Origin of the sequence: Rhizobium sp. LjRoot258 (assembly GCF_964254185.1) — a bacterium.
Classification (GTDB): domain Bacteria; phylum Pseudomonadota; class Alphaproteobacteria; order Rhizobiales; family Rhizobiaceae; genus Rhizobium.
Map to the genome: position 1 here is coordinate 667414 of NZ_CAXUST020000002.1, position 22502 is coordinate 689915.

The 22502-nt window shown below is 57.4% G+C and carries 21 protein-coding genes and 2 pseudogenes; 16 read left to right on the forward strand and 7 right to left on the reverse strand.

What is annotated here, in order from left to right:
• Positions 1-215 precede the first annotated feature (215 nt).
• Positions 216-314, reverse strand: coding sequence for a DUF1127 domain-containing protein (locus ACSQ9D_RS24015; protein ID WP_436284398.1), 99 nt, complete (start codon positions 312-314; stop codon positions 216-218).
• A gap of 297 nt (positions 315-611) precedes the next feature.
• Here ACSQ9D_RS24015 and ACSQ9D_RS24020 point away from each other — a divergent pair, with 297 nt between their 5' ends.
• Entirely contained in the window at positions 612-2438 is a 1827-nt protein-coding gene (locus ACSQ9D_RS24020; protein ID WP_436285158.1) for an ABC transporter ATP-binding protein/permease, read from the forward strand.
• Positions 2439-3001: 563 nt separating this feature from the next.
• On the opposite strand, the gene ACSQ9D_RS24025 is transcribed toward ACSQ9D_RS24020, so the two are convergent.
• Entirely contained in the window at positions 3002-4078 is a 1077-nt protein-coding gene (locus ACSQ9D_RS24025) for a sensor histidine kinase (RefSeq protein WP_436284399.1), read from the reverse strand.
• A gap of 343 nt (positions 4079-4421) precedes the next feature.
• On the opposite strand from ACSQ9D_RS24025, the gene ACSQ9D_RS24030 reads away from it, so the two are divergent.
• The 9 genes from ACSQ9D_RS24030 (at position 4422) to ACSQ9D_RS24070 (ending at position 11333) form a co-directional block, all read left to right on the forward strand.
• Positions 4422-4955, forward strand: a complete 534-nt coding sequence (locus ACSQ9D_RS24030) for a group I truncated hemoglobin (RefSeq protein ID WP_436284400.1) — start codon at positions 4422-4424, stop codon at positions 4953-4955.
• Between the two features lie 1132 nt (positions 4956-6087).
• Entirely contained in the window at positions 6088-6453 is a 366-nt protein-coding gene (locus ACSQ9D_RS24035) for a hypothetical protein (protein ID WP_436284401.1), read from the forward strand.
• A gap of 244 nt (positions 6454-6697) precedes the next feature.
• A complete protein-coding gene (locus ACSQ9D_RS24040) occupies positions 6698-7009 on the forward strand; it encodes a hypothetical protein (protein ID WP_436284402.1) in 312 nt (103 codons plus the stop codon).
• A gap of 11 nt (positions 7010-7020) precedes the next feature.
• Complete coding sequence (locus tag ACSQ9D_RS24045) at positions 7021-7893, forward strand: transglutaminase family protein (RefSeq protein WP_436284403.1); 873 nt, start codon at positions 7021-7023, stop codon at positions 7891-7893.
• 96 nt (positions 7894-7989) lie between these two features.
• Positions 7990-8802: a transglutaminase-like domain-containing protein gene (locus ACSQ9D_RS24050; protein ID WP_047520684.1), complete on the forward strand. Its 813-nt coding sequence runs from the start codon at positions 7990-7992 to the stop codon at positions 8800-8802.
• Between the two features lie 390 nt (positions 8803-9192).
• Positions 9193-9543, forward strand: a complete 351-nt coding sequence (locus ACSQ9D_RS24055) for a hypothetical protein (RefSeq protein WP_436284404.1) — start codon at positions 9193-9195, stop codon at positions 9541-9543.
• Between the two features lie 104 nt (positions 9544-9647).
• Positions 9648-9914, forward strand: a complete 267-nt coding sequence (locus ACSQ9D_RS24060; protein WP_436284405.1) for a hypothetical protein — start codon at positions 9648-9650, stop codon at positions 9912-9914.
• 596 nt (positions 9915-10510) lie between these two features.
• The gene (locus ACSQ9D_RS24065) at positions 10511-10873 is read left to right on the forward strand and encodes a hypothetical protein (protein WP_436284406.1); all 363 of its coding nucleotides are present in this window, start codon (positions 10511-10513) and stop codon (positions 10871-10873) included.
• 13 nt (positions 10874-10886) lie between these two features.
• Positions 10887-11333 (forward strand): pyridoxamine 5'-phosphate oxidase family protein, encoded by a 447-nt coding sequence (locus ACSQ9D_RS24070; RefSeq protein ID WP_436284407.1) that lies wholly within the window; start codon positions 10887-10889, stop codon positions 11331-11333.
• 273 nt (positions 11334-11606) lie between these two features.
• Here ACSQ9D_RS24070 and ACSQ9D_RS24075 read toward each other — a convergent pair whose 3' ends face one another.
• The gene (locus ACSQ9D_RS24075) at positions 11607-12755 is read right to left on the reverse strand and encodes an SbmA/BacA-like family transporter (protein ID WP_436284408.1); all 1149 of its coding nucleotides are present in this window, start codon (positions 12753-12755) and stop codon (positions 11607-11609) included.
• A gap of 716 nt (positions 12756-13471) precedes the next feature.
• On the opposite strand from ACSQ9D_RS24075, the gene ACSQ9D_RS24080 reads away from it, so the two are divergent.
• The 3 genes and pseudogenes from ACSQ9D_RS24080 to ACSQ9D_RS24090 all read left to right on the forward strand — a co-directional run.
• Positions 13472-13615 carry a hypothetical protein gene (locus ACSQ9D_RS24080; RefSeq protein ID WP_156139959.1) on the forward strand — a complete coding sequence of 48 codons (144 nt, stop codon included), beginning with the start codon at positions 13472-13474 and terminating at the stop codon, positions 13613-13615.
• Between the two features lie 334 nt (positions 13616-13949).
• Positions 13950-14228 carry a DUF982 domain-containing protein gene (locus tag ACSQ9D_RS24085; RefSeq protein WP_037122462.1) on the forward strand — a complete coding sequence of 93 codons (279 nt, stop codon included), beginning with the start codon at positions 13950-13952 and terminating at the stop codon, positions 14226-14228.
• 122 nt (positions 14229-14350) lie between these two features.
• Positions 14351-14467 (forward strand): annotated as a pseudogene (locus ACSQ9D_RS24090) (tripartite tricarboxylate transporter substrate binding protein); the annotation flags it as partial.
• A gap of 183 nt (positions 14468-14650) precedes the next feature.
• Here the strand turns inward: ACSQ9D_RS24090 and ACSQ9D_RS24095 are convergent.
• On the reverse strand, positions 14651-14779 hold the full coding sequence (locus tag ACSQ9D_RS24095; protein WP_368514964.1) for a hypothetical protein: 129 nt from the start codon (positions 14777-14779) through the stop codon (positions 14651-14653).
• A 310-nt stretch (positions 14780-15089) separates the two neighbouring features.
• Here ACSQ9D_RS24095 and ACSQ9D_RS24100 point away from each other — a divergent pair, with 310 nt between their 5' ends.
• The 3 genes and pseudogenes from ACSQ9D_RS24100 to ACSQ9D_RS24110 form a co-directional block, all read left to right on the forward strand.
• Positions 15090-15728, forward strand: coding sequence for a glutathione S-transferase family protein (locus tag ACSQ9D_RS24100; protein ID WP_436284409.1), 639 nt, complete (start codon positions 15090-15092; stop codon positions 15726-15728).
• A gap of 906 nt (positions 15729-16634) precedes the next feature.
• Positions 16635-18563 (forward strand): methyl-accepting chemotaxis protein, encoded by a 1929-nt coding sequence (locus ACSQ9D_RS24105; protein ID WP_436284410.1) that lies wholly within the window; start codon positions 16635-16637, stop codon positions 18561-18563.
• 34 nt (positions 18564-18597) lie between these two features.
• Positions 18598-18768 (forward strand): annotated as a pseudogene (locus ACSQ9D_RS24110) (hypothetical protein); the annotation flags it as partial.
• Between the two features lie 1337 nt (positions 18769-20105).
• Here the strand turns inward: ACSQ9D_RS24110 and ACSQ9D_RS24115 are convergent.
• From ACSQ9D_RS24115 to ACSQ9D_RS24125, 3 genes are all read right to left on the reverse strand, one after another.
• On the reverse strand, positions 20106-20696 hold the full coding sequence (locus tag ACSQ9D_RS24115) for an SOS response-associated peptidase family protein (RefSeq protein WP_436284411.1): 591 nt from the start codon (positions 20694-20696) through the stop codon (positions 20106-20108).
• A gap of 298 nt (positions 20697-20994) precedes the next feature.
• A complete protein-coding gene (locus tag ACSQ9D_RS24120; protein WP_436284412.1) occupies positions 20995-21276 on the reverse strand; it encodes a hypothetical protein in 282 nt (93 codons plus the stop codon).
• 87 nt (positions 21277-21363) lie between these two features.
• Positions 21364-22404, reverse strand: coding sequence for a fatty acid desaturase (locus ACSQ9D_RS24125; RefSeq protein WP_436284413.1), 1041 nt, complete (start codon positions 22402-22404; stop codon positions 21364-21366).
• Positions 22405-22502 lie beyond the last annotated feature (98 nt).

Sequence of the window (22502 nt, forward strand, 5' to 3'; positions counted from 1 at the left end):
CGCAATTGAGGGCGTGACAAGCATCTCGACGGCAGGCGAGGCTCTCTTCAAAGCCCGGATGCTTTGGTGAGATTCAGCGCGCCGTATCGCCTACTTCAATTCTCGGCTTCTCGCTGATTGCCGGTGGTTTTCCGACTGTCCAAGTCAAAAGTAAAAATCAGCTCTAGCTTTTCTCGTCGAGGCTCCAATCGCAAGTGATTGGTCGAAATGCTGTTTTATGACCGGGAGCTGCCGACGACGGCGGAGTGAATGTGCGAGCGTGAAATTCCGAGATCGCTCAACGCATGGTCATCCAGCCGAGCCAACTCGCGCATGGCGCGACGATGAGTCTGGTCAATTCATCAGGCCGATCTGTCCACCCTCAGGGGCGCACTCCAAGTCAGAGCCAATTTTGACCCCCTTGCTATCTAGATCGGCGCTTGGCCTGCCCGGCGCTGGCCGGTGTTGCAGAGGCTATCCTAATTTGACAACCCCGATACTTGCCCCCAATTCTGCTTGCATGGGGTTGGAGAGTTGAAGTCGCGATGCGGAGTGATGCTCACCGAAAAGGTGCATTGATCAAATGGATGCTCGGCCGTGAAACGCCGCGCCACGCAAGCCCTGTTTCATCGATGCGCGGCTTCTGGGGCCTGATGAGCGCCTATTGGCTTTCCGAAAGATGGCGCGAGGCTTGGGGACTGACACTTGCCGTTCTGGTCCTCACAGCATTATCCGCCAAGGCCAGCGTTTGGTTCGCCGTAACCTCGGGCGAACTGGTCAACGGGATAGCCTACTTCCACCATCCAACAACGCCCACCACGCTCACATCGCTGCTAACCACCGCGGCAACCCTTGCCGCGATCGCGATCCTAAGGGACGCAGGTTTCACAGCAGTCCGTCATTTCTTTTCGACCACGCTTCACCGCAAGTGGCGTGAGTGGCTCGACCGATGCTTCAACGAAGCACTGCTCGATTCCAACCATACGCATTTCCATCTACAGCAAATCGGATCCGACGCGGCCGGATCCGCCATCCCCGCGCCGGACAACGTCGACCAGCGCATCCAAGAATCGATCAAAGGCATGACCGGGGGCGCCCTCGGTCTCGCGATGGGCATCGCGGGCGTCGTGCTGTCGCTCGGCTTCGTGGGTAGCAAACTCATAGAGACGTCGAGCGACGTCAGAGGGCTCGAGTTCCTGGGCAGTTACGGCAGCGCGTGTGTAGCTTTCGCGGCGATCGCGATTTACGTGCCGCTTAACACCTTCATCGCAACGAAGCTGGGCGGGATCCTCCAGCGGCTATCGGTGCGTATGCAATGGGCGGAAGGCAGCTACCGCACCGAATTGAACACACTCCTGCACCGCAGTTTCCATGTTGCTGTCCTCCATGGCGAAAGAGCCCAGAAAGTCGTCAACAAGCGTCGGTATCTCGACATAGACCAAACCTGGACCAGCCTGAATCGGGTTATTGCCGTCTACATGGGATTCGAGCTGGTCCACAATTTCATCGGCTCGCGGATTGTCGCTTACGCACCCGGCCTATTCCCCTTCGTGGACAACAAGCTCAGCCTGCAGTCCTATGTTACCGGTGCCGAACTGGCGAATGCGCTCATCACCGAGTGCTCGTGGTTCATTCACGTCATGCCCGACATCGCGACGCTCAGGGCGAATGCTCGGCGAATGACTGATCTCGCAGAAGCGATCGAAACTGTTCAGCGGCCTCAGGAGTTTTACGCGCAAACCGGCCCTTCCGAATTCCGATACGGCAAGCAAGACCCTGTGCTCGGTCTCACCGTTCAGCATATCGAACTCTTGCATGCGGGCGTCGATCTTCCTTTTCTGGCCGCTGACATGCTGCACTTCCTGCCGGGCGAGTGGACTTTAGTCATTGGCGATTCAGGTAGCGGCAAGACCTCGCTTCTCAAGGCGATACATGGCCTTTGGGCGCACGGCCGCGGCGCAATCGTGGCGCCAAGGCATGTGAGAAGCCTTTATGCCGCTCAGGATGTCAAGCTCCAGACGGTGTCTTTGAAAGATCTTGTCTGCCTTCCGGACTCGGTCGACGAGCACCCCGACAAGTGTGTCGCAGCGGCGTTGCATAAGGCGGGGCTCGGCGAGCTCATCGAAGAACTCTCAAAGGATGGCCGCGATGGCCAGAGCTGGGATCAGCTTCTGTCGGGAGGCCAGAAGCAGAAGCTCGTCCTTGCTAGAATCCTTTTGCTGCGACCAGGACTCCTGTTCCTTGACGAGGCAACGAGTGCACTCGATACCCAAGGGGTGCATGCGTTCCTCCACACGATCAAGGATCATTGCCGAGAGGCGACAGTGATCGCCGTCATGCATGACGTTTCGCCTATACAATCAGCGAGCGGCGTCGATTTCTTCGACAGCGTGCTCACCATCGAAAAAGGCGTGGCGAAAAAAAATGCCATCGCAGCATGGCGTCTGACGGGGAAGTGAGGTGGTTGGCCGGTCTTCTCGACACCAATCAGGATCTTCGGCTTGCCGGCATGTTTGGGGAGCTCATCCGGCTCAATCACCACGGAATACGCTCGAGATGGGTTGGGAAGCCCTTGCGGCGTAAAGCGAGCCACTGAACGGATCATTGCCAGCGTCGCGCACCAGCGACAAAAGGCTATCCGGACCTTTGCAGAAGTCGACGGGATGGTTTGTCAGAAACACATTCATATCCGACGGGACATGCGGTTCGCACCGCGCGGATTATCCGAACAAGATGCGCCTCGTCGACCTCAGCTCCGTCGCGGATCGACGCATCGCCAAGACGATGTCGACTGTGGGATATTTGATGGTCGCCTCCGCAGCCAGGAGAAGCTCGCTGGCCGTCGTGGTGAGAGCCACCGCTTTCAGCCGGGCTTCGCGCCGCTGCGTGAACAACGGCGACGGATCACTCCCATGTGGGCGCTATCGCCGAAACGCTCGCGCCCGGCCGTGACGTCGGCCACGGCCTGCGCCTTGAAGTCGTCCGACCAACGCCGAACTTGACGAGGCGCACCGGCAAGTCCTCAGCTCTGAACGTCGATCGAATGCCTTTGGGGCAAGGTCGCTCGGGTCACCGACACGCTCGTGCCGGTGGAATTGCTGACCATGTCCACTCGCGCGTCGAGCTGTTTCGCAAGAGCCTGAACAATCGCCGTGCCTAGTCCGCCACTTGGTTCGGCTGCACCATCGGCTTGCTTTCCTATGCCACTGTCGGAAACGATCAGCTTCCAATCCGGCCCCCTGATCTCATAGGTAACGAGGATCACGGCGTCCGCCTTGACGACAGGGAAGGCGTATTTTATCGCGTTGATCACGAGCTCGGTGACGATCAGGCCCAGGCCGACAGCCTTGTCGGACCCGATCCTTCCTTCGTCCGCTATCACATTGATCGCAATGGGCTGGCTTTCTCCGATCATCGAGGATGCCAGGCTGTCGCAAAGCTTTGTCAGGTAGGATCCGACCTCGATCTGGTCGATGCCGGATACGTGGAGGTGCCGTTGCACCTCTGCGACCGACATTACGCGCTGGTGGGCGTCCCGCAAGTCGCGCCGTGTTTCCTCAGACGTGACCGCCCGTGCTTTCAACAGCAATATGCTGGCGATGATCTGCAGACTATCGGCAACGCGGTGCTGCATTTCCTGCAGGAGGATTTCCTTCTGATGTAGCAGCTGTTCTGTCTGCTTAAGGAGCTCTTCCTTTTCCCACTCGATCTTGCGGCGATCCGTGACATCGGTGAATGCCAGCAGGATCGTCGAGCGGGAGCTATCCCCGTACGCAACCTGTCGGGCGTTGAGCAGCATGATCCGGCGGCCGAGATCTGGAAAATCATGCGCAACCTCAAAGCCCTCCATGGAGGCATGTTCGGGAATGATCGTCTCAAGAAGAACGCGCAGGGCGGGAATGTCCCATTGGCCGTCACCGAGCGCGTAAAGCAGACGCCCTCTTGTGTATTCGGGATCGAACTTGAACGTCTCATAAAAAGAACGGCTGGCAGCCAGCACACGAAAATGGTCGTCGAGGACAATAAAGGGCTCTGGAATGGTATTCACAATTGCTTGCGCCAACGTCTGCGCGTCTTCAATATTTTGAAAATCGATCATGGCCGCGGATCACTTGTTCGCAATGAAGGTTCAATTTTCACGTATAGTATACTCCTCCTGTCGCCGCCTAGCTAAGCTGGACTAGATACCATATTGGGCCGGCGCTTCCGAGATTGTAGCCAGAAGTGTGGCTTCGAGTTTGTCCTATCGAGTCGCAAGCGCCGACATTTTGTTGAGAACGTTCAATCGGGTTAGGCGCGCGATGGCTGTTCGTATTTAATCCCTGCGCCCCAATCAAATCCAGTCGATTTCAGTTGGTCCGTTGCCGGACAAAGTGATCAATTTTGAATTGACGACATGTTCCAATCGGACCTAGCATTTCCCCACTACTAGGGAGGTCGCCGTGACACAGGTTGTTTCGACTTCTATCACAAGACGAAGCGTGGTCGCAGGGATGACGCTGACCGCCGCGGCTGTGGCTGTTTTGGCAGGGACGGACAACGCTCTGGCCAACCAAACCATGCCGGAGAAAAGTCTGTACGAGCGGCTGGGCGGCGTCTTCGCCATCGCGGCAGTGGTGGATCACTTCAGCGACGCCGTCGTGAAGAACCCCGTCGTCGGCCGGGAGTCCAAGAACCCGCAGCTGCGGGAATGGCACACCAAGAACCTGGGAAGGCTGCCCGGCCTCAAGTTCATGCGGACGCTGTGGGTCTGCGACGTTACGGGTGGGCCCTTCCAGTTCACGGCAACCAAGCCTGGCACGACGCCGCTCGGCCTTGAGGAGGCCCACCGGGACCTGCGGATCTCCCCCGTAGAATTTGATGAGGTCGCAGCGGAACTCGCACGGAGCTTGGACTTCTTCAAGGTTCCGGAACGCGAGAAGTCCGAAGTCCTGGCAGCCTTCGCCGCCCACAAAGATGAGGTCACCGGCGGCTAGGTTGCGGCCGCAAAGCGCGGCCGAAGCATCCTGTCTTTCCGACCGCCCAGCTTTAGATGGGCGGACCGTTAGCTGCGTCGCATGAGGCCGCTGGCTGCACATCGCGTCGTTCGCTGATAATCTAGCCGGAAGCAACACGAAAGATTGGGCATGCTACCTCTCGGCAAGCCAATCGAACAAATTCTGGGGGCGGGCGCCCTTCTTCTCCTTGCGTTCGGTTGCGCTCTCGTGCTTCAGCCCTTCCTCTCAGCCAGGCGGCGGTGATCTGTTTCTCGACATGGTCGGTCTACAGGAGATGCGAGCGGGGTAGTTGGTGGCAATAAAAGTCTGGGCGCCGCCAGGATGACCCTGCTGGTCACCCTCGTTCTGGTCGCTCATGGTGCCGACATTGACGGACAGCGCAGGCAACTTGCTCACGGCTGTGAACCAGATTCTCCAGCAAGGCCCTCCGACGCCGCCGCACTGGGTCGCAGGACTCCCGGTAATCGGCGAGAACCTGGCTGCCTATTGAGAGAGCTTGGCCCACAATGCGGCCGCGTTCACCATTGAACCAAGAAGCTGATCCGCCCCGCCACAAACTTAGCAGTAGCCAGCGGGGCGGTGCTCGGCGCCGGGCTCCTCGAACTCGGACTGAGCGTATTCATCGCCTTTTTCTTCTTCCTTCACGGCCGGCGGATGGCGGCCTACGCGCGCGGTCAGCGAAAGATTCGCCGGGCTCCGGGCCCGGGAGCTGCTTGCGGTCGTGGGCGCAACTGTCAAGGGCGTCATTTGCGACGTGATCCGCACGGCACTCGCCCGTCGGCGCATTACTGCTCGAACAGAACGATAAATGGGCAGTGCAACGAGCGCGATATATGACACTTCTTGAGACAATGGCATCGATGAGCGATGATCCGCAAAATGGGCGTGCCTGCAGTCGCACGCTGATATCCCCTCCGGCTCTTGCCGGGAAGCACGTCCATGAGCAGCCTCCTGCTACTCCTCCAAATGGGCTCTGGGTCGTGTTAGCAATCCCTGATGCCCGAATGAGGTTGCGAGGGGCTTACAAAGAGCGCATGGTTAGCCATTGGCTGGCGCGATACGGGCAAAGCCATCTGGGCATCAAATCCTAGCCCCAACAAAGGAGGACCCAATGTCTTCCGAACCCAATCAATTCTTCGACGTCGCAAAGCTGAGGATGCTGAATCGTATCTTGACGAAAGCTGGTTTTCGAGGTGAGCAAATCTATGCTGTCGACGACAAAGAAATCAGCGCGACGAGCTTCCTCACCCAATGTTTCCAAATGGGCATCGTTGATGAAGCGACGCTGAAATCGGCGCTTAGAATGTATCTCGCAACAACAAATCCGATTGTGCGACCTCTGTCGCAGGACGACGGTTCGCTGGCGCGGTGGCAGGACGACGGCGGCGCTCCGGTGAGAATTCACAAGCACACACGGTTACGGCTGAAAGGCAAACCAGCTCGCCATGGCGACCCGGTCGCTGTCGCGTTCCCATAGCGAAAATACCGAACGCGCATCGGAAACGCGACAAGTGGGGGGCGGGCACCGTTGGTCGCGACGATCTCACCACTCTCGTTGCGAACTTCGAAGCGTTTTGGGTCGATGTGGTCACCAACCACCTCGCGAGCGGCCCGACGGATCTCATATCTGGATGCTGGTTTGCCCATTGAAAGCGTGTCGCTATCCGGGCCGGTTGCCAACCTGGTGCAGGCCGCCGTGTCGCCAAGTATGCTGGAGGTCGATGGACGCCATGGAAAACGATCACTGGATCGTCGACGATTTCGGAATGCATTCCGAAATGCGGGACGGAAGGTTCGAAATAGAAGCGCACAGACTTGCCGAACTGACATCTGTTGAGGAGAGGGATATTCTTTACTGGCCCGTACATATTGCCAGCGAAACCCGATTCGACATTGAGCGCTTTCTCGAAGCCTATCAGTGGGCGCTTGCAAAACACGCAGGGCGTTACGGGGCGGTCGTGGATCCGCTGCTGCTGGCTGAGAGCGCGGAGGCGGCTCGCAACATCTGGGGTGAGCGTCCCGTTTGCGGATAGGGCGCGCCATCATGACCATCTTCTCCGTTCGCCACGTCACCTCCTATCGCTATTTCCGCGAGGTTGCTTTGGGCGAGCACCGGGTGATGTTTCGGCCCCGCGACAGCTTTGATCAACGGCTGATCGACGCATCCCTGACGATCGACCCAAAGCCCCATCGTGTGCGATGGATTCATGATGCTTTCGGCAACTGTGTCGCGCTCGTCGACATTGCATCTTCGGCCCGCGAGCTTCGTTTCGAAACCCGGATCACGCTCGATCATACCCCTCAACTCGCACTCGATTTCCAGATCGACAATGCCGCCTTGACCTACCCGTTTTCCTACGATGCGGACGAGGTTCCCGATCTCGCGCCGGCAATCCAGCGTCACTACCCCGATTCCAACGACGAGATCGGACGTTGGGCCCGTCAGTTTGTCCGTTGCGGCCAGCCGACGGAAACCGGCCATCTGCTGATGACACTCTGCTATGCCATCAGCGAGAGCTTTTCCTATCGCCGCCGCCTGGAGCACGGAACACAGACGCCGGTTCAGACGCTCTCGCTGCGTTCAGGATCCTGTCGCGATTTTGCGTTGCTGATGATGGAGGCGGTCCGCTCGCTCGGGCTAGCCGCGCGCTTCGTTACCGGCTACATCTACGTCGCCGACCGCGATGGCAGCACCACGCTTGGAGGAGGCTCCACGCATGCGTGGTGCCAGGTCTATCTTCCCGGCGCCGGCTGGACCGAGTTCGATCCGACCAACGGCATCGTCGGCAATCGCGACCTTATTCGCGTGGCCGTCGCACGTGACCCCCGCCAGGCGGTTCCGTTGAGCGGCAGCTATGATGGCAGCCTTGCCGACTTCGATGGCATGACGGTGCAGGTCAACGTGACGACCCAATGAACTGAAACGGGGCAGACTTGCGGGAACTCCTCAATGCCGTCGACGTTTCACAATTGCGTTCCGTGCATGACCGATCTCTCCAATAAGGAATGTAGGATGAAAATACGTGCCGGATTTCATATAGGCTACGAGTGTACACAGCCGACCCCGATGCTTATGGCGCTGAACATTCATCCCTCCCGCCGTGTAGATCTTCTCAGCGATCAGATACTGACCTTCGACAGGCAAATCGAGGCCTGGAACTATACCGATGTGTTCGGCAATGCCTGCAGCCGCATTGTCGCGCCGCCGGGGCTGACGACGATTTCCACGGAGTTCGAGATTTATGACAGCGGGCAGCCGGATATCGTCCCGGAAGGCGCCTTTCAGCATGCGATCAACGACTTGCCGAACGAGGTGCTGGTCTTCCTGCTCGGCAGCCGGTATTGCGATACCGACAGGCTCGCCGATTTCGCCTGGGCACGGTTCTCGTCGACGCCGCTCGGATGGCAGCGCGTGCAGGCCATCTGCGACTTCGTCCACAATCACATCACCTTCAATTACCTGAAGGCCGATCCGCTCCGAACGGCATATGGCGGTTTTACCGACAAGACTGGCGTTTGCCGGGATTTTGCGCATCTTGCCATTACGCTGTGCCGTTGCATGAATATCCCGGCGCGATATTGTACAGGCTATCTCGGAGATATAGGCGTGCCGGCCGATCCCAATCCGATGGACTTCAGCGCCTGGTTCCAGGTCTATCTCGGCGGTCACTGGCATACGGTGGACGCCCGGCATAATACGCCGCGCATCGGGCGAATTCTGATGGCAACCGGTCGCGACGCGACGGATGTTGCCCTGTCGACGGCTTTCGGGCCCGCAACGCTTTCCCGTTTCGAAGTGATAACCGAGGAAATGCAGCAAAGCTGAACTGCTGGCCGGCGCAGACGTAGGAGACGCACATCACACTTCCGATGAGTGGTCACGGGATTCGCCGCTGCGACGAATGGTTCGACTGGGCAGTTTGCCGGCGATCCAGCGAAGCGCCCGTGCCAAGTCGATGCGATGCGCGGTGAATGACACCGCGAGGGGCTATATGGCCAAACGACGACTGGATTCACTACGTTAAAATTAAGTCATGGCTAGTAATACCTGGCAGAAAGAAAATATAAACTTGGAATCTGTCGCAGATAATCAAAAACTAATTTCAAGATTTCCAAATAAAATAAAATAATAAATAATATACAATCCGCAATTTCCTTATTGTGTTATTATCCTGTTGCGCAACATTGCGTGTTTTCACTCAGATTGGATATGGACATGCGAGACATGACTTGGCTTCGCCCCGGCATATGGGGAGCGGTATGCGGCGCGGCCGCACTTGCGATCGTCGGCTTCACATGGGGCGGATGGGTGACCAATGGCAGTGCTCAAAAAGCCGCTGGGATCGAGCGAAGCTCGGCCATCGCGGCTGCGCTGACGCCCTATTGCCTCGAGCGGGCCAAAACGGATCCGGCTTCGGTAGAGATCATGGCCGCACTCAAAGCTGCCGGCACATACGGGCGTAGCGACGTTATCAAGAAGGCAGGCTGGGCAACGCCGCTTGGCAGCAGCGAGCCAAATGCAGACCTTGCGCAGGCATGCCAGATTGCGCTTGGAAGCGCGGGCTAATTTCATAGCCCTGGAAGGATCGCGGAGCCTGAATGGAAGGAGCCATGCCATGAGCGCAAAACTATCCGGTAGCGATCAGTCAAACAGAGATCGATGGAAGACCGATGCTCAAGGATAAAATCACCAAACCGGCCTCGTTCGGCAGAACAAGGAATGGTAGCGCTAACGAAAACCGCCCGATAGCGAGCCCATCGGCTGAGGAATTGATCGTTCAGGCGTCAGACGCTCGCGCCATGCTGCGCAGTGGACACGGCGACACACTCGGGAATTTCGCTGCGGAGGTTCAATTGCCGACCGAAGAGTTTGGTGGCTTCGAGGTGGAAAGCAAGACCTCACTTCTCGAAGAGGCTCCCCACGATGAAGGCGCTTGAACAGGCGCGGGATGGTCATAACAGGAAGGTTGCCCCCAAGGACGCCGACAAGCGATAATTCAACGCCCGATTCAGCTTGGGATCCTAAGGCTGCCGCGCGGAGGGCGGCGCAGCCAAGCGTATTTTGGAGACGAGCACGATGGCTGACCCCTGATCGCTATTCTGGGAGACCGCTGAAGCACGGTCGCGGCGTTTGGATACTGATTGCGATGGTAGCAGCCTTAGCGCTGCTTGCGGGATGGTTTTCCGGATTTTTGGGCTGAGCTCGGCACAATTGGCCCGTGGTGCCACGAGCCCCGTTGATGCGGAGCTGAGACGAAATCAGCGTCGTTGCATCGGATTCCGTCGGCCGCGCCCTATATCAATGATACTGGTCAGCAGGACCGGAGTCGTTGGCTCGGATCGATGCCCACCGGCACTGGAGGTCCTTTCCATTGCGGTCAGCCGAAACGACAACTTCCAAAACGCAATCGCGGCCGCTCAAATTGCCTAACAGCCTACGACCACTCTGGATCGATATTCAGCCTAAGACCCGTCCACGTGCAGCAGACACCTGCCGACCGACAGGATCAGTCGAGTGTCATGAGGATTGCGTGATGTACAATGCCAAGCGCGACGGTTACGGGAATGGCGCAAACCTTGCGATTCCGTCAATGGGCGAGATTGAGGGCCGCATAACCGTTCTGGAGGTTGTCGCAATGACCGCCTTGAGCCTGCTGGTAAAGGCCGGTGACAAGCATGCAGCCCAACAGGTACTTTCAACCATTCGCCGGGCGATGCGCTTGAAGTGCGAGGAGATCAAGCTCTCGTCCGCTGACGCGGATTCTGCGATTGCCTATGCCCAGGAGCTTTTCGATGCAACATTCGAGAACATGGACCGCGACGCGGGCCAAGTAATAGCACCGCGTTTGACCAAGCGCGGGGGAACGCGCCGATCTGTTCCCGTGTTCCACAGCTAGAAGGACCGCATCAATGGCCGTTAGAGAGATGACGGAACGCGAAAGCCGAGAGCTTCTTGCACGCGGGCATGTCGGGCATCTCGCCTGTGTGCACGACAACCGACCTTACGTGGTACCTGTCAGCTATGCGTTCGATGCGGAAAAGCTCTATGTCTTTTCCCTGACAGGGCAGAAGATAGATTGGCTGCGCAGCAATCCGAATGCATGCCTTCAGGTGGAGGAAAGCGGCGAAAACCACCGTTGGAAGAGCGTCGTCGCCCAGGGCATATACCACGAACTTCCCGACACCACCGTGTACCATAACGAACGCCTCTATGCCTGGTCTCTCCTACAGAAGCGCTCGTTTTGGTGGGAGCCCGGCTCCTCCAAACCAGGAACCGGCTCGGGAGAACCCGAAGTGCCGATTTTCTTCAACATTTCGATCGATCAGATATCCGGAAGGGAACTGGTTGCGCCTTGATATGAGCGAAGTCCTTGTCGTGCAACAGTGCCCGATCTAGCTGAAACGCCCAATTGTGAGAGCTATTCCACGGGGGCGAACACGACAGGGCAACAATGGTTACAAAGTCCGCGAAGCGCCAAAAGCTAATATCGAGAATAAGGGGGTGGTGGCAACAACTGCACTTATTGCTCTGACGTCAAGCCGTAAGGCCGTAAGAGGTCGTCGTCGCTTTTTATCGATGCCGGCTCGAGCTTCGGTCATTTCCGGATCGCGTCTGTCTCGCAACTTGGGTCAATTCTGTCCTTGGCTACTAAGTTGGTCCAGCGCCAAGAGTAAAGAAGCGACGCGGTTTATCGAAGAAAGGCAATCTGCCAAACCAGCATAGTTTTCGACTAGCCAGTTGAGCGCCGCTTGTACGATGACAAAAGCCGCAGTCACCTGCGCAACTTCACCAAGTGACATCGTGCCGACCAGGTATTTCGGAGCGCAGAGAACCCAGGCGATGACGGGGGCTAGCAGCACGTTTCCTTGCGAAACGAGGGTGGTCTGCATGAGTTGCACGCACAGTTCACGCCAACGATCTATCACGTCCTGAAGCGCATGGCTGAGAGAGTTATGCTGCTCGATTTTTCCTAAAGGGTTCGTTGCAAACTTATCGCGTTCGCGCAGATGCGACCCGACAGAGCGGAACTGAGCTTCCGCCGCGTTCTTGCCAGCAATAACGCTAACCAGGCGACGACCGATGAATATCATTGCGAGCGTCAGGAGCGCTGAATAAGTCGCGACGGCAATCACCAAGTACTTGGGCACTGTCAGTACATAGCCAAAAACGCCGACCGCGAGATCACCACCGACGTTCCAAAGGATGCCGATAAATATTCCCGCGCTGAGCACGGCCTTGAGCAATCCGACCGCCATACTGAGCGGCGAGTCTACAGCAATACGCGCGTCTTCAGCGATTCGATATTCGGGATTCTGGTCCTCACCCACGGCAAATTGGAGGCTGCGGAAGAGGTCATTTTCCAGCCAGCGATCAATTAAGTACTGAGTGAGCCACGCACGCCACCGTCGTTGCGTCGTCATCAACGACCAAACGCCCAGAACCGCCACAAGGATGCTTGCTCCGGCGAGCGGCAAGAAGAGCAGTGCCTGTGCTTTAAGGACGCCGCCATCGCGGCGTCCAAAGGCATCAAAAAAGTCTCTGCCCCAATAACTTAGTCGATACTGTATCATCAATTGAAACAGCACGCTTGCTAGGAGCAACAAAGTGGGAGTCCACGCTCTCGCGGCTCCAGGATGTCGCCAAAAACCCGCCGCGCCGCGCCAGAAGCGAGCCACTAGAAAGCGTTGCCCATGCGCCGGAATATCCGTGACCAAACGTGTCTCGCGGCGCGTCGATACGTTCACTTCTTTCGACGGATGCTCGCTTTGATTTTGCAAGACACAGGTTCCATCGCGCTATTGGTGCTTCGCCGATTTTGGCTCATCCAACCTTAGTTTATTGTGTCGGAGACCTGCGCATCTGGCATTTCTCCGGCACGTGTTCAGAGAACGAAACGCGAGTTAAGGTGCCAGAGGATAAAGGTAGGGCGCGCTCTCAGTACCAGCGACCGCGACCGTAAAAGCCGCCGCCTAACAGAAGAACGATCAGGACGATAATGAGGATTGTGGTGATATCCATTGTGTATCTCCTTGGAGTACCGGGTGAGCATCTCCGTCGCGCTTTGCCGCGCAGTGCGTTGCCCACGATTGCACTCCAACATAGATTAACTGCCAGAGCCCAATTTGGTTCCATTCACGGGAAGAATCGCGATGCGGCTAGCGCGCGAATATCCGCTGAATACCGCACGTACAGCCAAACGGCAGATCACCATCTTCGTGCCGTCATGATGACACCAAGAGCATTCCCGATTCAGCTGTCATCAGGCGCAGTGCGACGGACACGACGGCCCCAGGATGTCGACGTTTGTCCACCTCACGGTTGGTCCACGCCTCGTCGATTTTCGAGGGCAGGCCGCCGAACTGGCGATCTGATGCAGATGACGTTTGCCAATCATTGCGCAAGCGCGCATGATGTTTGTAGCAGCAGCTCATGCTAAGGGCGCTACTGCTTAGGGTTCCATCCCCTCGCCCAACAAGGAAAGGAGGACGCGAAAATGTCTTCCATCACAACCCGCCGCCATATCGAAAACTTCATGGGCGGAGTTCGCCGATTTCACTACGGCAATTTCGCTGTTGAGACGTCACTGTTGCTCGGCTTGGCATTCGCCGCAGCCATCTTGTTGTACGGTGTAATCTGACACTAGGCGTCAGTCCATTCGGCCAACAGATTCATAAAGATTGCATCTCGTTTCCGGCCATCGGGACATCAGCACGGGATCAATCGAAGCCCGGCTGGCACTGTAAACTTAACGCTCCGAAGTCAAAATCTTGGATGAAGCTTTGGATCAGGCACGTGAAGGCATGCGATTTGGCGCCACGCTTTCATGGCTGTTGCTCTCAGTTCGCGACCGAACGATTGTTTCGACTTATCCCGCAGTCGTTGTGCTCATGCAACAGCTTTGCACTGAGCGTAAAGTTGTATATAGTAGAGATATAACTTTTGCGTGAAAAAAATTCGCTGGTAAAAGCGCCATGGAACTCTGGGATATCCCTATCATCGTTGCCGGTAGTGAAAGCGGTGTGGCGTACACGATTGGCGATAGCCGAGCGGCCATAGACTTCTTGCTGATGCGCTGGCCTTGTACGCTGAACCAGAGCTACCAGACCGCCATTTATGTCTGTGGCCGGTCGATAGCCGACAGGAACGAAAACGCGGCGGCTCAGGAAGCCTTCATTGCCGCTCTGTCTGACGCGGATATTGCCTTCGACTTCATGCCCGCGTCATCTCAGGGTGGACAGGCCAAGGCTTAGCGCTGGATCGCACACCTCTTCTGGGTGCCCGGCTATGCAAAGCTGCGACATTTACTGGATGGGGCAACTGCATTTGCCTCGGATCAGGCTCATCATGAAAGCCTCGCCGTCTGCGTCGCGCGCCCGGTTTCAGCGCCGTTATCGTGGGTTCGACCCCGGAGCAGCTCGGCGCACATGTAAAGGCGGAGATCGGCAAATGGACCCCTGTCGTGCGCAACGCCAAGATTGAACTCGAATAGGCACTGCCAAATCTCTGACGGGTTGTTGTGCGGATGGAGCGAGCGAGACCGATCGTCGCTCTGTTGGCAAGCGCGAGCAGTGGAGCCTTTGACAGGTTGAACCTGGACGCCGCTGCTTTCCAATCGCAGCGGTGATCGACATCCGGCCGCAGGAACCGCCTTCAAGTGCGGTATTGCCGTTTGTCAAAACCCCATGGCTCTGGCGACAATCCAGGTCGGAACCCCGGCCGTCAGGGCCGATGTCAGCAATACCGAGACTACCTTGATCACGTAAGCCCGACGCCCGCGGGCATCATCCCATTCGTATCTCATCGACCTACCCTCACACCCGGTTTTGAAATTGAACTACTGGCGTGAGGGACAAGTCGAGTCACAATTCGTCAACGTCATTAATAGAGGGTATTCCTGACGCTATTGGTCTGCTTTCAACAGCGCTGCGGGTAGCGAACTCAACGACCCGGCCCCTCCGTCGGCCTCAGGCCGCTAAGCATCAAAGCATGATGCACCAGGCATGCATGCGGCAACGATGAAACATCGGCGACGGAAAAAGTTGCCGGTGATGTCGGCGCGCGAGCCGCTCGCCCGTCCTTGCAGCAAGCGAGCCCGGAAATGGAGATACCGGATGGGCGAACTGGTCCTCAACACCTTTGATTGGGTTCCCGAAATTCCGCGGGGCTATGTGCGAGACATCCGTGTGCGCTGGGCACTGGAAGAGGCCGGGTTGCCCTATCGCGTTAGGAGTGTGCCATTTCGCGATCGCAATGCCGAGCATTTCTTGCACCAACCCTTCGGCCAGGTGCCGTGGCTAACCGATGGCGACTTGTCGATCTTCGAGAGCGGCGCGATCCTGCTTCATCTCGGCAATCGCAGTGGCGCGCTCATGCCTGCCGATCCACGCGGCCGTTGCGAGGTCTTGGAGTGGCTGTTCGCGGCGCTCAATTCGGTCGAGGCGGCAAGCCTGCCCTGGTCGATATTGATATTCTCCGGTGATACCAGTTACACGCCGGGACGGAAGAGTCTGGACGAGTTCCTCAAGGCCCGGCTCAAGCACATGGAACCGGTGTTGGCAGGACGCGAATGGCTGGCCTGGACCTTTTCCGTCGCCGACATACTCATGGCGGATGTGCTGCGGCTGGTCGATCGGTTCGACGGGCTGGCGGGACATCCTGCATGTCGTGACTACGTCGCGCGCGCCACGGCCCGTCCTTCCTTCGTAAAGGCACACGCAGACCAGATGGCACATTTTGCTGCGGCGGATTGAGCGACATCGGCACCAAAAGCTGGCAGCTGCGAAATCATTCACTCTTCTGCGTTCATAGATCGGTTGGAAACAGGGACTTCTCTAATCGGCCCTCACTGATCAAGCCCTTCAAACCTGTCTTCTCCGCCGGGAGGATGTCTCGCGAACCCTTGCTTTTTTCCGAAATCGGCGCTTCGGCCACTCGTGTTGGCATCAGGAGAATGGGGCGGCACAGTCTTTGCCAGCCCTTCAAGGCAGTCCTACCTCATTGCGTTAGTATCAAGCCGATTGCCCTAATACTAAGTCAATCGACCCGATATCAATGCATTCGAGTGACATCGTCCTGCAGCCGCTATGCGGTGCCCATATCCTTGCGGGAGAACCCGACGTCGCAGTCATTCATCCACATTCTGCGCAGCAGACACCTAAGCGGCGCGCCAGCCCCACTATGGCTTCCCTGCGCCCCGATGTGTTGCGATCTTCATCGCCCGGGTGTTCAACGACGATCATTTCTGTGAGCGGAACAGCATGGCCTGTGGCGCCTCTAAGACAGCTGTGCCCATCATATCGCCGAGGAAGCGATCGTGCCTGGAAGAGACCCATATTGCCGCGACATCGCTGCAAGCACTGGTTCAGCTGCAAACAGAGTGATTCAATCCCTGGAGGGTCGTGTCAAGGAAACAGAACGGTTTGGAATTGCAACCTGCAATACTCACGCACAGGATTACTTAGCCAGAGCACAACTATTTCACTTATATTATAATTATTAACCATCTTCCATTATCTCTTTATTCACGAGTGCTTTCTTCGGACAAAGCGAGACATGAGCTCAACGGCGCTCGGCCGGTGTCCCCGGATAACGCTCGTTGTTGCAGCATCGCGCAATTCGTTGCTTGCGCGAGACTATTTGCGCTTGGAGGATTGCAAATGACTTTCCGATTTGGCATCGGCCCCCGCCTTTATGCAGCTTTTGGTTTCCTGCTGCTGCTGATGATTGGCTTGACCCTCTTTTCCATTTCAAAGATGAACTTTGTCGACCACGATCTCGTGCAGATCAATGAGGTCAACAGCGTCAAGCAGCGCTTCGCCATCAATTTCCGGGGTAGCGTTCATGATCGGGCGATCGCCATTCGTGATGTCGTTTTGCGCGATGAGCCTGCCGCGCGTCAGACCGCGATCGATCTCATTGCAAAGCTTGCCGCGATCTATGCCGAAAACGAGCAGAAGATGAATGCGATGATCTCTGTCCCAGGCGCTGCGAGCGAGCCCGAGAAGGCGATCATTGCGGAAATCGCCGACGTTCAATCCAAAACCAATCCAGTTGTCGCAGATATCATTGCGCGCCAGATGGCAAACGACCCGGTGCAAGCCAAGAAGATGCTGATCGAGCAGGCAACACCTCTCTTCGTCAACTGGCTCAAGGCCATCAACAAGTTCATCGACTATCAGGAAAACTTGAACAAGTCTGTCGGCAGTGGCGTCAGCGGCGTCGTCGCAGGCTTCCAGACGCTGGCACTGGGCTCGTTGGGCGGCGCTGTGCTTATGGCTATTGCCGCCGCATTCCTCGCGACCCGCTCGATCACCTTGCCGATGGCCAAGCTGCAGATCGCCCTGCGGCGGATGGCAGAGGGCAACAACGAAAGCACCAGCGATATCGAGGCCCGCAGCGACGAGGTCGGCGATTTGGCGAAGGCCGTTGGCGCCGTGCGCCAAGCCGTGACCTCGCAGGCCGAGGCGCGCGCCGCAGCCGACGCTCGCCGGACTGCTGATGAGAACGCGCGGCTTGAAGCAACCGCGACGGAACGCGAGGCGCTATCGGCGCAGACGAACGATGCCGTTTGTCAGCTCGGCCAGGCGCTCGAGGAAATGGCCGCCGGCAACCTTGATATCCGTCTCGACAAGCCGTTTGCCGTATCTCTCGATACGCTGCGCGTCAACTTCAACAACTCCGTAGAGAAGCTTCAATCTGCGTTGAAGACGATCGGCGACAACGCTTTGTCGATCGATGCCGGTGCCCGCGAGATCAGCGAAGCTTCCAACGATCTGGCAAAGCGCACCGAACAGCAGGCGGCATCGATCGAACAGACTGCCGCAGCGCTCGATGAAATTTCGACGACGGTCAATGACTCGACCCGTCGCGCGGAAGAGGCCGGCAACCTTGTTGCACGAACACGCACGAATGCCGAGCGTTCCGGCGAAGTCGTGAAGCGTGCGGTTGCCGCGATGAGCCAGATCGAAGGTTCCTCGAACGAGATCAACAATATCATCAGCGTCATCGATGACATTGCATTCCAGACCAACCTGCTGGCACTGAACGCCGGCGTCGAGGCTGCACGTGCCGGAGAGGCGGGCAAAGGTTTTGCCGTCGTCGCCCAGGAAGTTCGCGAACTGGCTCAACGCTCGGCCAATGCCGCCAAGGAAATCAAGCAACTGATCAGCAATTCCGGCGATCAAGTGCGTTCCGGCGTGACCCTGGTCGGCGAGACCGGCACGGCCCTGACGGAGATCGTCCGCGAAGTGCAGGAGATCAACCGCCACGTCAGCTCAATCGTCGAGGCTGCGAAGGAACAGTCCACGGCGCTGAAAGAAATCAATGCCGCGGTGAATTCGCTTGATCAATCCACGCAGAAGAATGCGGCGATGGTCGAAGAGACATCCGCAGCCAGCCATAAGCTGGCTGACGAAGCGGGTTCGCTGACAAGCCAGCTGTCAAAATTCCGCTTTCAGGGCTCTGCCGGGACGCAATCTGCTTACGCACCGCGAGCGCCACAGCGAAACGCTCCAGCGGCAATGGTACGCAAGGTCGCGACAGCTTTTGCTGGCGGTGCGGCTGCTGAAGATTGGCGCGAACTCTAAAACAAAACGACCAACTCGATACAAAGCGCCGCGACCGTCGTTGTTGCGGCACTTTTCCGTTCGGATGTTCGGAATTGGGTTGGGCTCGGCTGCGAGCGCGGCCGTCTGTTATACCCTCGGGATCACAAAAGATCTTCTTTTTGAGCGTTTCGTGTGGCAGGAACACGACGAGCCGCCGGGTATCGACGTCGACTGCGAGCACGAGGCACCGCAAGGACGTGATCCCATGATCCATAACCCTTGTATGGCATCAGGAGGCGGCTTTTTTCGCGGAAGGGTCGGATTTGGCTGATAATCGCACACTATTGCTTCGATCCTTGCTCTTCATCATCGCGTTGTTCGCGCCCGCACCGACCATGTCATCGTGGAGCATCGAAAATGATCGCTCCACGTCAGACAAGCACGGCCTTTTTGAAATCCGTGAAGAGGCCAGGCGCTTCATCTCGAAGGAGAACGCCGAGGGGCTTCAGCAATGGGACGTATTGGAGCCAAACCTGAAGACATTCGTTCCTCGCTGCGCGGTCCCACTCAAGGCACAGTGGACGCCGAAGAGCTTGGGCCTCTCACGACGCAGCGTGATGGTGATATGCACTAGCGCGATTGCGAATGTTGCGATGGAAAACTGGTCTGTTCACGTGCCTGTACGGCTGAGGCAAAACGTCGACTGAAACATCGGCTTGGGTATCAGCCTGTCTTCCAAGTCGTAGCAGGGCGGCCAACTACGGTGCTAGACCCGAATGGACCGACAAGCAGCCCCAGCCGCTTACGGCACGATGACTATCGGTTTGCTGTTGAAGCGCTTGACGGTTGCTAGGTCTGTTTGAACCTATCTCAGCAGGACCATCACGCATCTGATGAGAGAAGGGGCCTCATCCGACCGACCGGGCGCTTCTGTTTTGCGATCTGCGCGCCCAGAGTGAATGCCAACCCTGAATGAGCCATCCGCTTTTCGCATAGCGCATGCCTGCCCTGCAAATAAAAGCCTATGCATTAGGCAGAATGGGCTTATATATAAACGCATCGAAGCGATACATCTCCTCCCGTGTCGCTTCGAATTGCAGGCGCTCTTATCCTCCTCCCAAGGTCGTCTGCGGGAACGGCAGCACTCCTCCTCCCAGCTGCTGTTCGGTTTTTTTCGAAAGCCTGCCGCACCTCCTCCCGCGGCAGGCTTTTTCGTTTTTGGAGCAAGTGGGATCACCTCTATGCACTGCCGGGAAGGGGGGCGCCTCATCTGGTCTGTCGTGACGCGACGCACATCGGAAGACGCGAATGTCGATGCCGCGGAGAACGACCTGCGTTTGATCGCCCTCATGCGGCGCCGTTTCGCAATCCAGGAGAAGCTGACAGACTTCAAGTCGTCGCTCGAGGAGACACGGAAAGCTAAAGGGGATAGGAGGTCGGCGAACCTTTGCAGCAATAGCGAGCATCCGAGCACGTGATGAGAACTGTCGCCCTCAAAAAGGAAATGGACGTTCTCGCAATGAAAGCTCCACCCGCTATCGCGGGGAAGTTGCTTGCTCACCCCCGACTCGGAAATATCTCTCAGCCAACCTGCTCTACTGCCAGAGTGCCTGCCGAAAGCGGCTTGATCAGAGACGTTGCGGAGATGGTCGGATCGAGCCAGTCGGCCCAGGCGCTGCGCTCGAGGATAACGATCTGCCGATCGTGGTATGGGGCAATATCAGGACCGGGCTCCATCGTCAGCATCGTGAAGGCTTGGCCCACCTCCAGCGTCTCTCGCCAGATGGCCGCTATGCAAAAAATCGGTTCATCTTTTTTGGTGAACAGCCATTTGTCCTTGCGCTTTTTCTTCGGATCCTTGGGTTCCGTGAACTCGTAAAAGCCGTCGGCGATAATCAGGCAACGATTGGAATTGAACTCCCGGCCTTCTGACTGGAAATTATACACCGGCCGCTTGTTCTGACCCGGCCAGCTCCATCGCCGCTGCACGAGCTCGGCCTCGTCGCGCACGCCGTCGATCGTTCTGACGATGGGGCCAATATCGGTGATCTTGACGTCCTCGCGCGCATCGAGGTTCGGTGTGCCTTCGCTGAAACGGATCTTGATCTTCAGCTCGGCGAAGTCCTCGACGATCGAGGCGACATCGACCATCAGCCTGTAATCATTGCACATTAGTCCTCCGTTTCGCCACAAACCGGTGACCTCGAAACCGAAGCGGTTGAGGCAACACACGCGCGGACTGCACGCACTCCAGGAGAACCAGCAGCTCTTCGGCTTTTTGCGTCGGCCGGCCTAGACCGGCCAAATTTTTCGGTCAATGTGGCTTGTCGTGCGAGACATGGGCTCCATCCCGAACGTGCCGCAGAACCATGTTCAGTCTCATTGCAGCGCATACCGCGAGATTAGCAGCTTTCTATCAGTCGTCATACGATGACGGTCAGGTGATTGCCCGCGACTGCCTTGGCTGCGGTCAAATGTTCTTCAGAAGCCAGATCTTACCTGCCATCGTTATGCCATGAGCGGTTTCTTGCGTTGCAGAGACCGGATTGAGGCTTTGCAGAAAGCCGTATTCTTTCAACTCTTCCAACGTTGACGTGGTCAAGAATTTGACCTTTTGCGGCCGTTCCTTAAACCTGTCTGTCTTCGCATAGGTGACAGTGGCGTTCAGATGGGTCCATTTCTTGGCATCCGTTGGAAACAGATCTCCATCTTTGGCGAGTTTCAGACCCCTGATTTGCGCCGGCGTAAGCATGATCGTCTCCAATGTTCGGTCCTTGAAACGTGTGAATGTGTTTGACGCGCCGCGATTTACGCTAGCGGTCTGCTCAGATTGCGTGAATTAAGGGTTCGGCGCTGCTTCGGATGCTTCGCGGAAGGATATCAGCTTCCCCCTCGTTTCATCCCAGAGCACGAGCCTGACACATTGCAGGCTCTCCCATAATGTTATGCGACCGATGTCTGCCAGTTGAGGGTGGTCGCGCAATACTTCAGGAAGCCGGTAGTAGGGGATTCTGCTCGACAGGTGATGAACGTGGTGGATGCCGATATTGCCGGTGATCCATCGGAGCGCCGGCGGCAGATCGTAGTGGGACGCGCCGTGGAGTGCAGCTTCGGCAAACCGCCACTCATTGCCTTTCGACCAGTGGGTTTCCTCGAACTGGTGCTGAACGTAGAAGAGCCACACACCCGCCGCTGCCGCCAACGTCACGATCGGGAGGTGGATCGCGAGAAAGGGAACAACTCCGACGGCCCATATCATGGCGAGGGCCAGGGCTGCGATCGCGAGATTGGTCGCCATGGTGGAGATCCACGGCAACGGACCATCGCCCATCATCCCGAAGGGCAAGCGCTGCTTGAAAAGGAAGAGCCAGGCGGGGCCGATGCCGAACATCACCAGCGGATGCCGGTAAAGGCGATAGCCGAGCCGCTTTAAGGGCTGCAGAGATCGATACTCGGCGACCGTCAGCGTGGTGATGTCGCCTGTGCCCCGCTCGTCGAGATTTCCTGCTGATGCGTGATGGGCGGCATGCGCGCGCCGCCAGTAGTCATAGGGGGTCAGCGTCAGAACTCCAATGGCGCGCCCTGTCCAGTCGTCGAGACGCCGGCGGGCGAAGAACGAGCCGTGCCCGCAATCGTGTTGAATCATGAAAAGCCGCAATAGAAACGCGGACGCCGGAACGACCGATATCAGTCCGAGCCAGAAACCTTGGAAGAGGGATATGGACGCGCAAGCCCAAAAGGCGGCGAACGGGACAACCGTAACCAGAAGCTCAAAGCCGCTCCGCCCGATGCGAGGCTGGCGGTATCTGGAAAGAACCTTCAGCCACGCTCGGACACTATCCTCAGTAGACTCGGCAGGCATGCAGACACTGCTTTCCATGAACTCGATCCGTCTTTCTGGCCCCAGGCCCCACGCCCCAGGCCCCAGGCCCTAGGCCGCAGCGCCGCTGCAGCTTCGCGTTATTTGCCGGCTTCGGC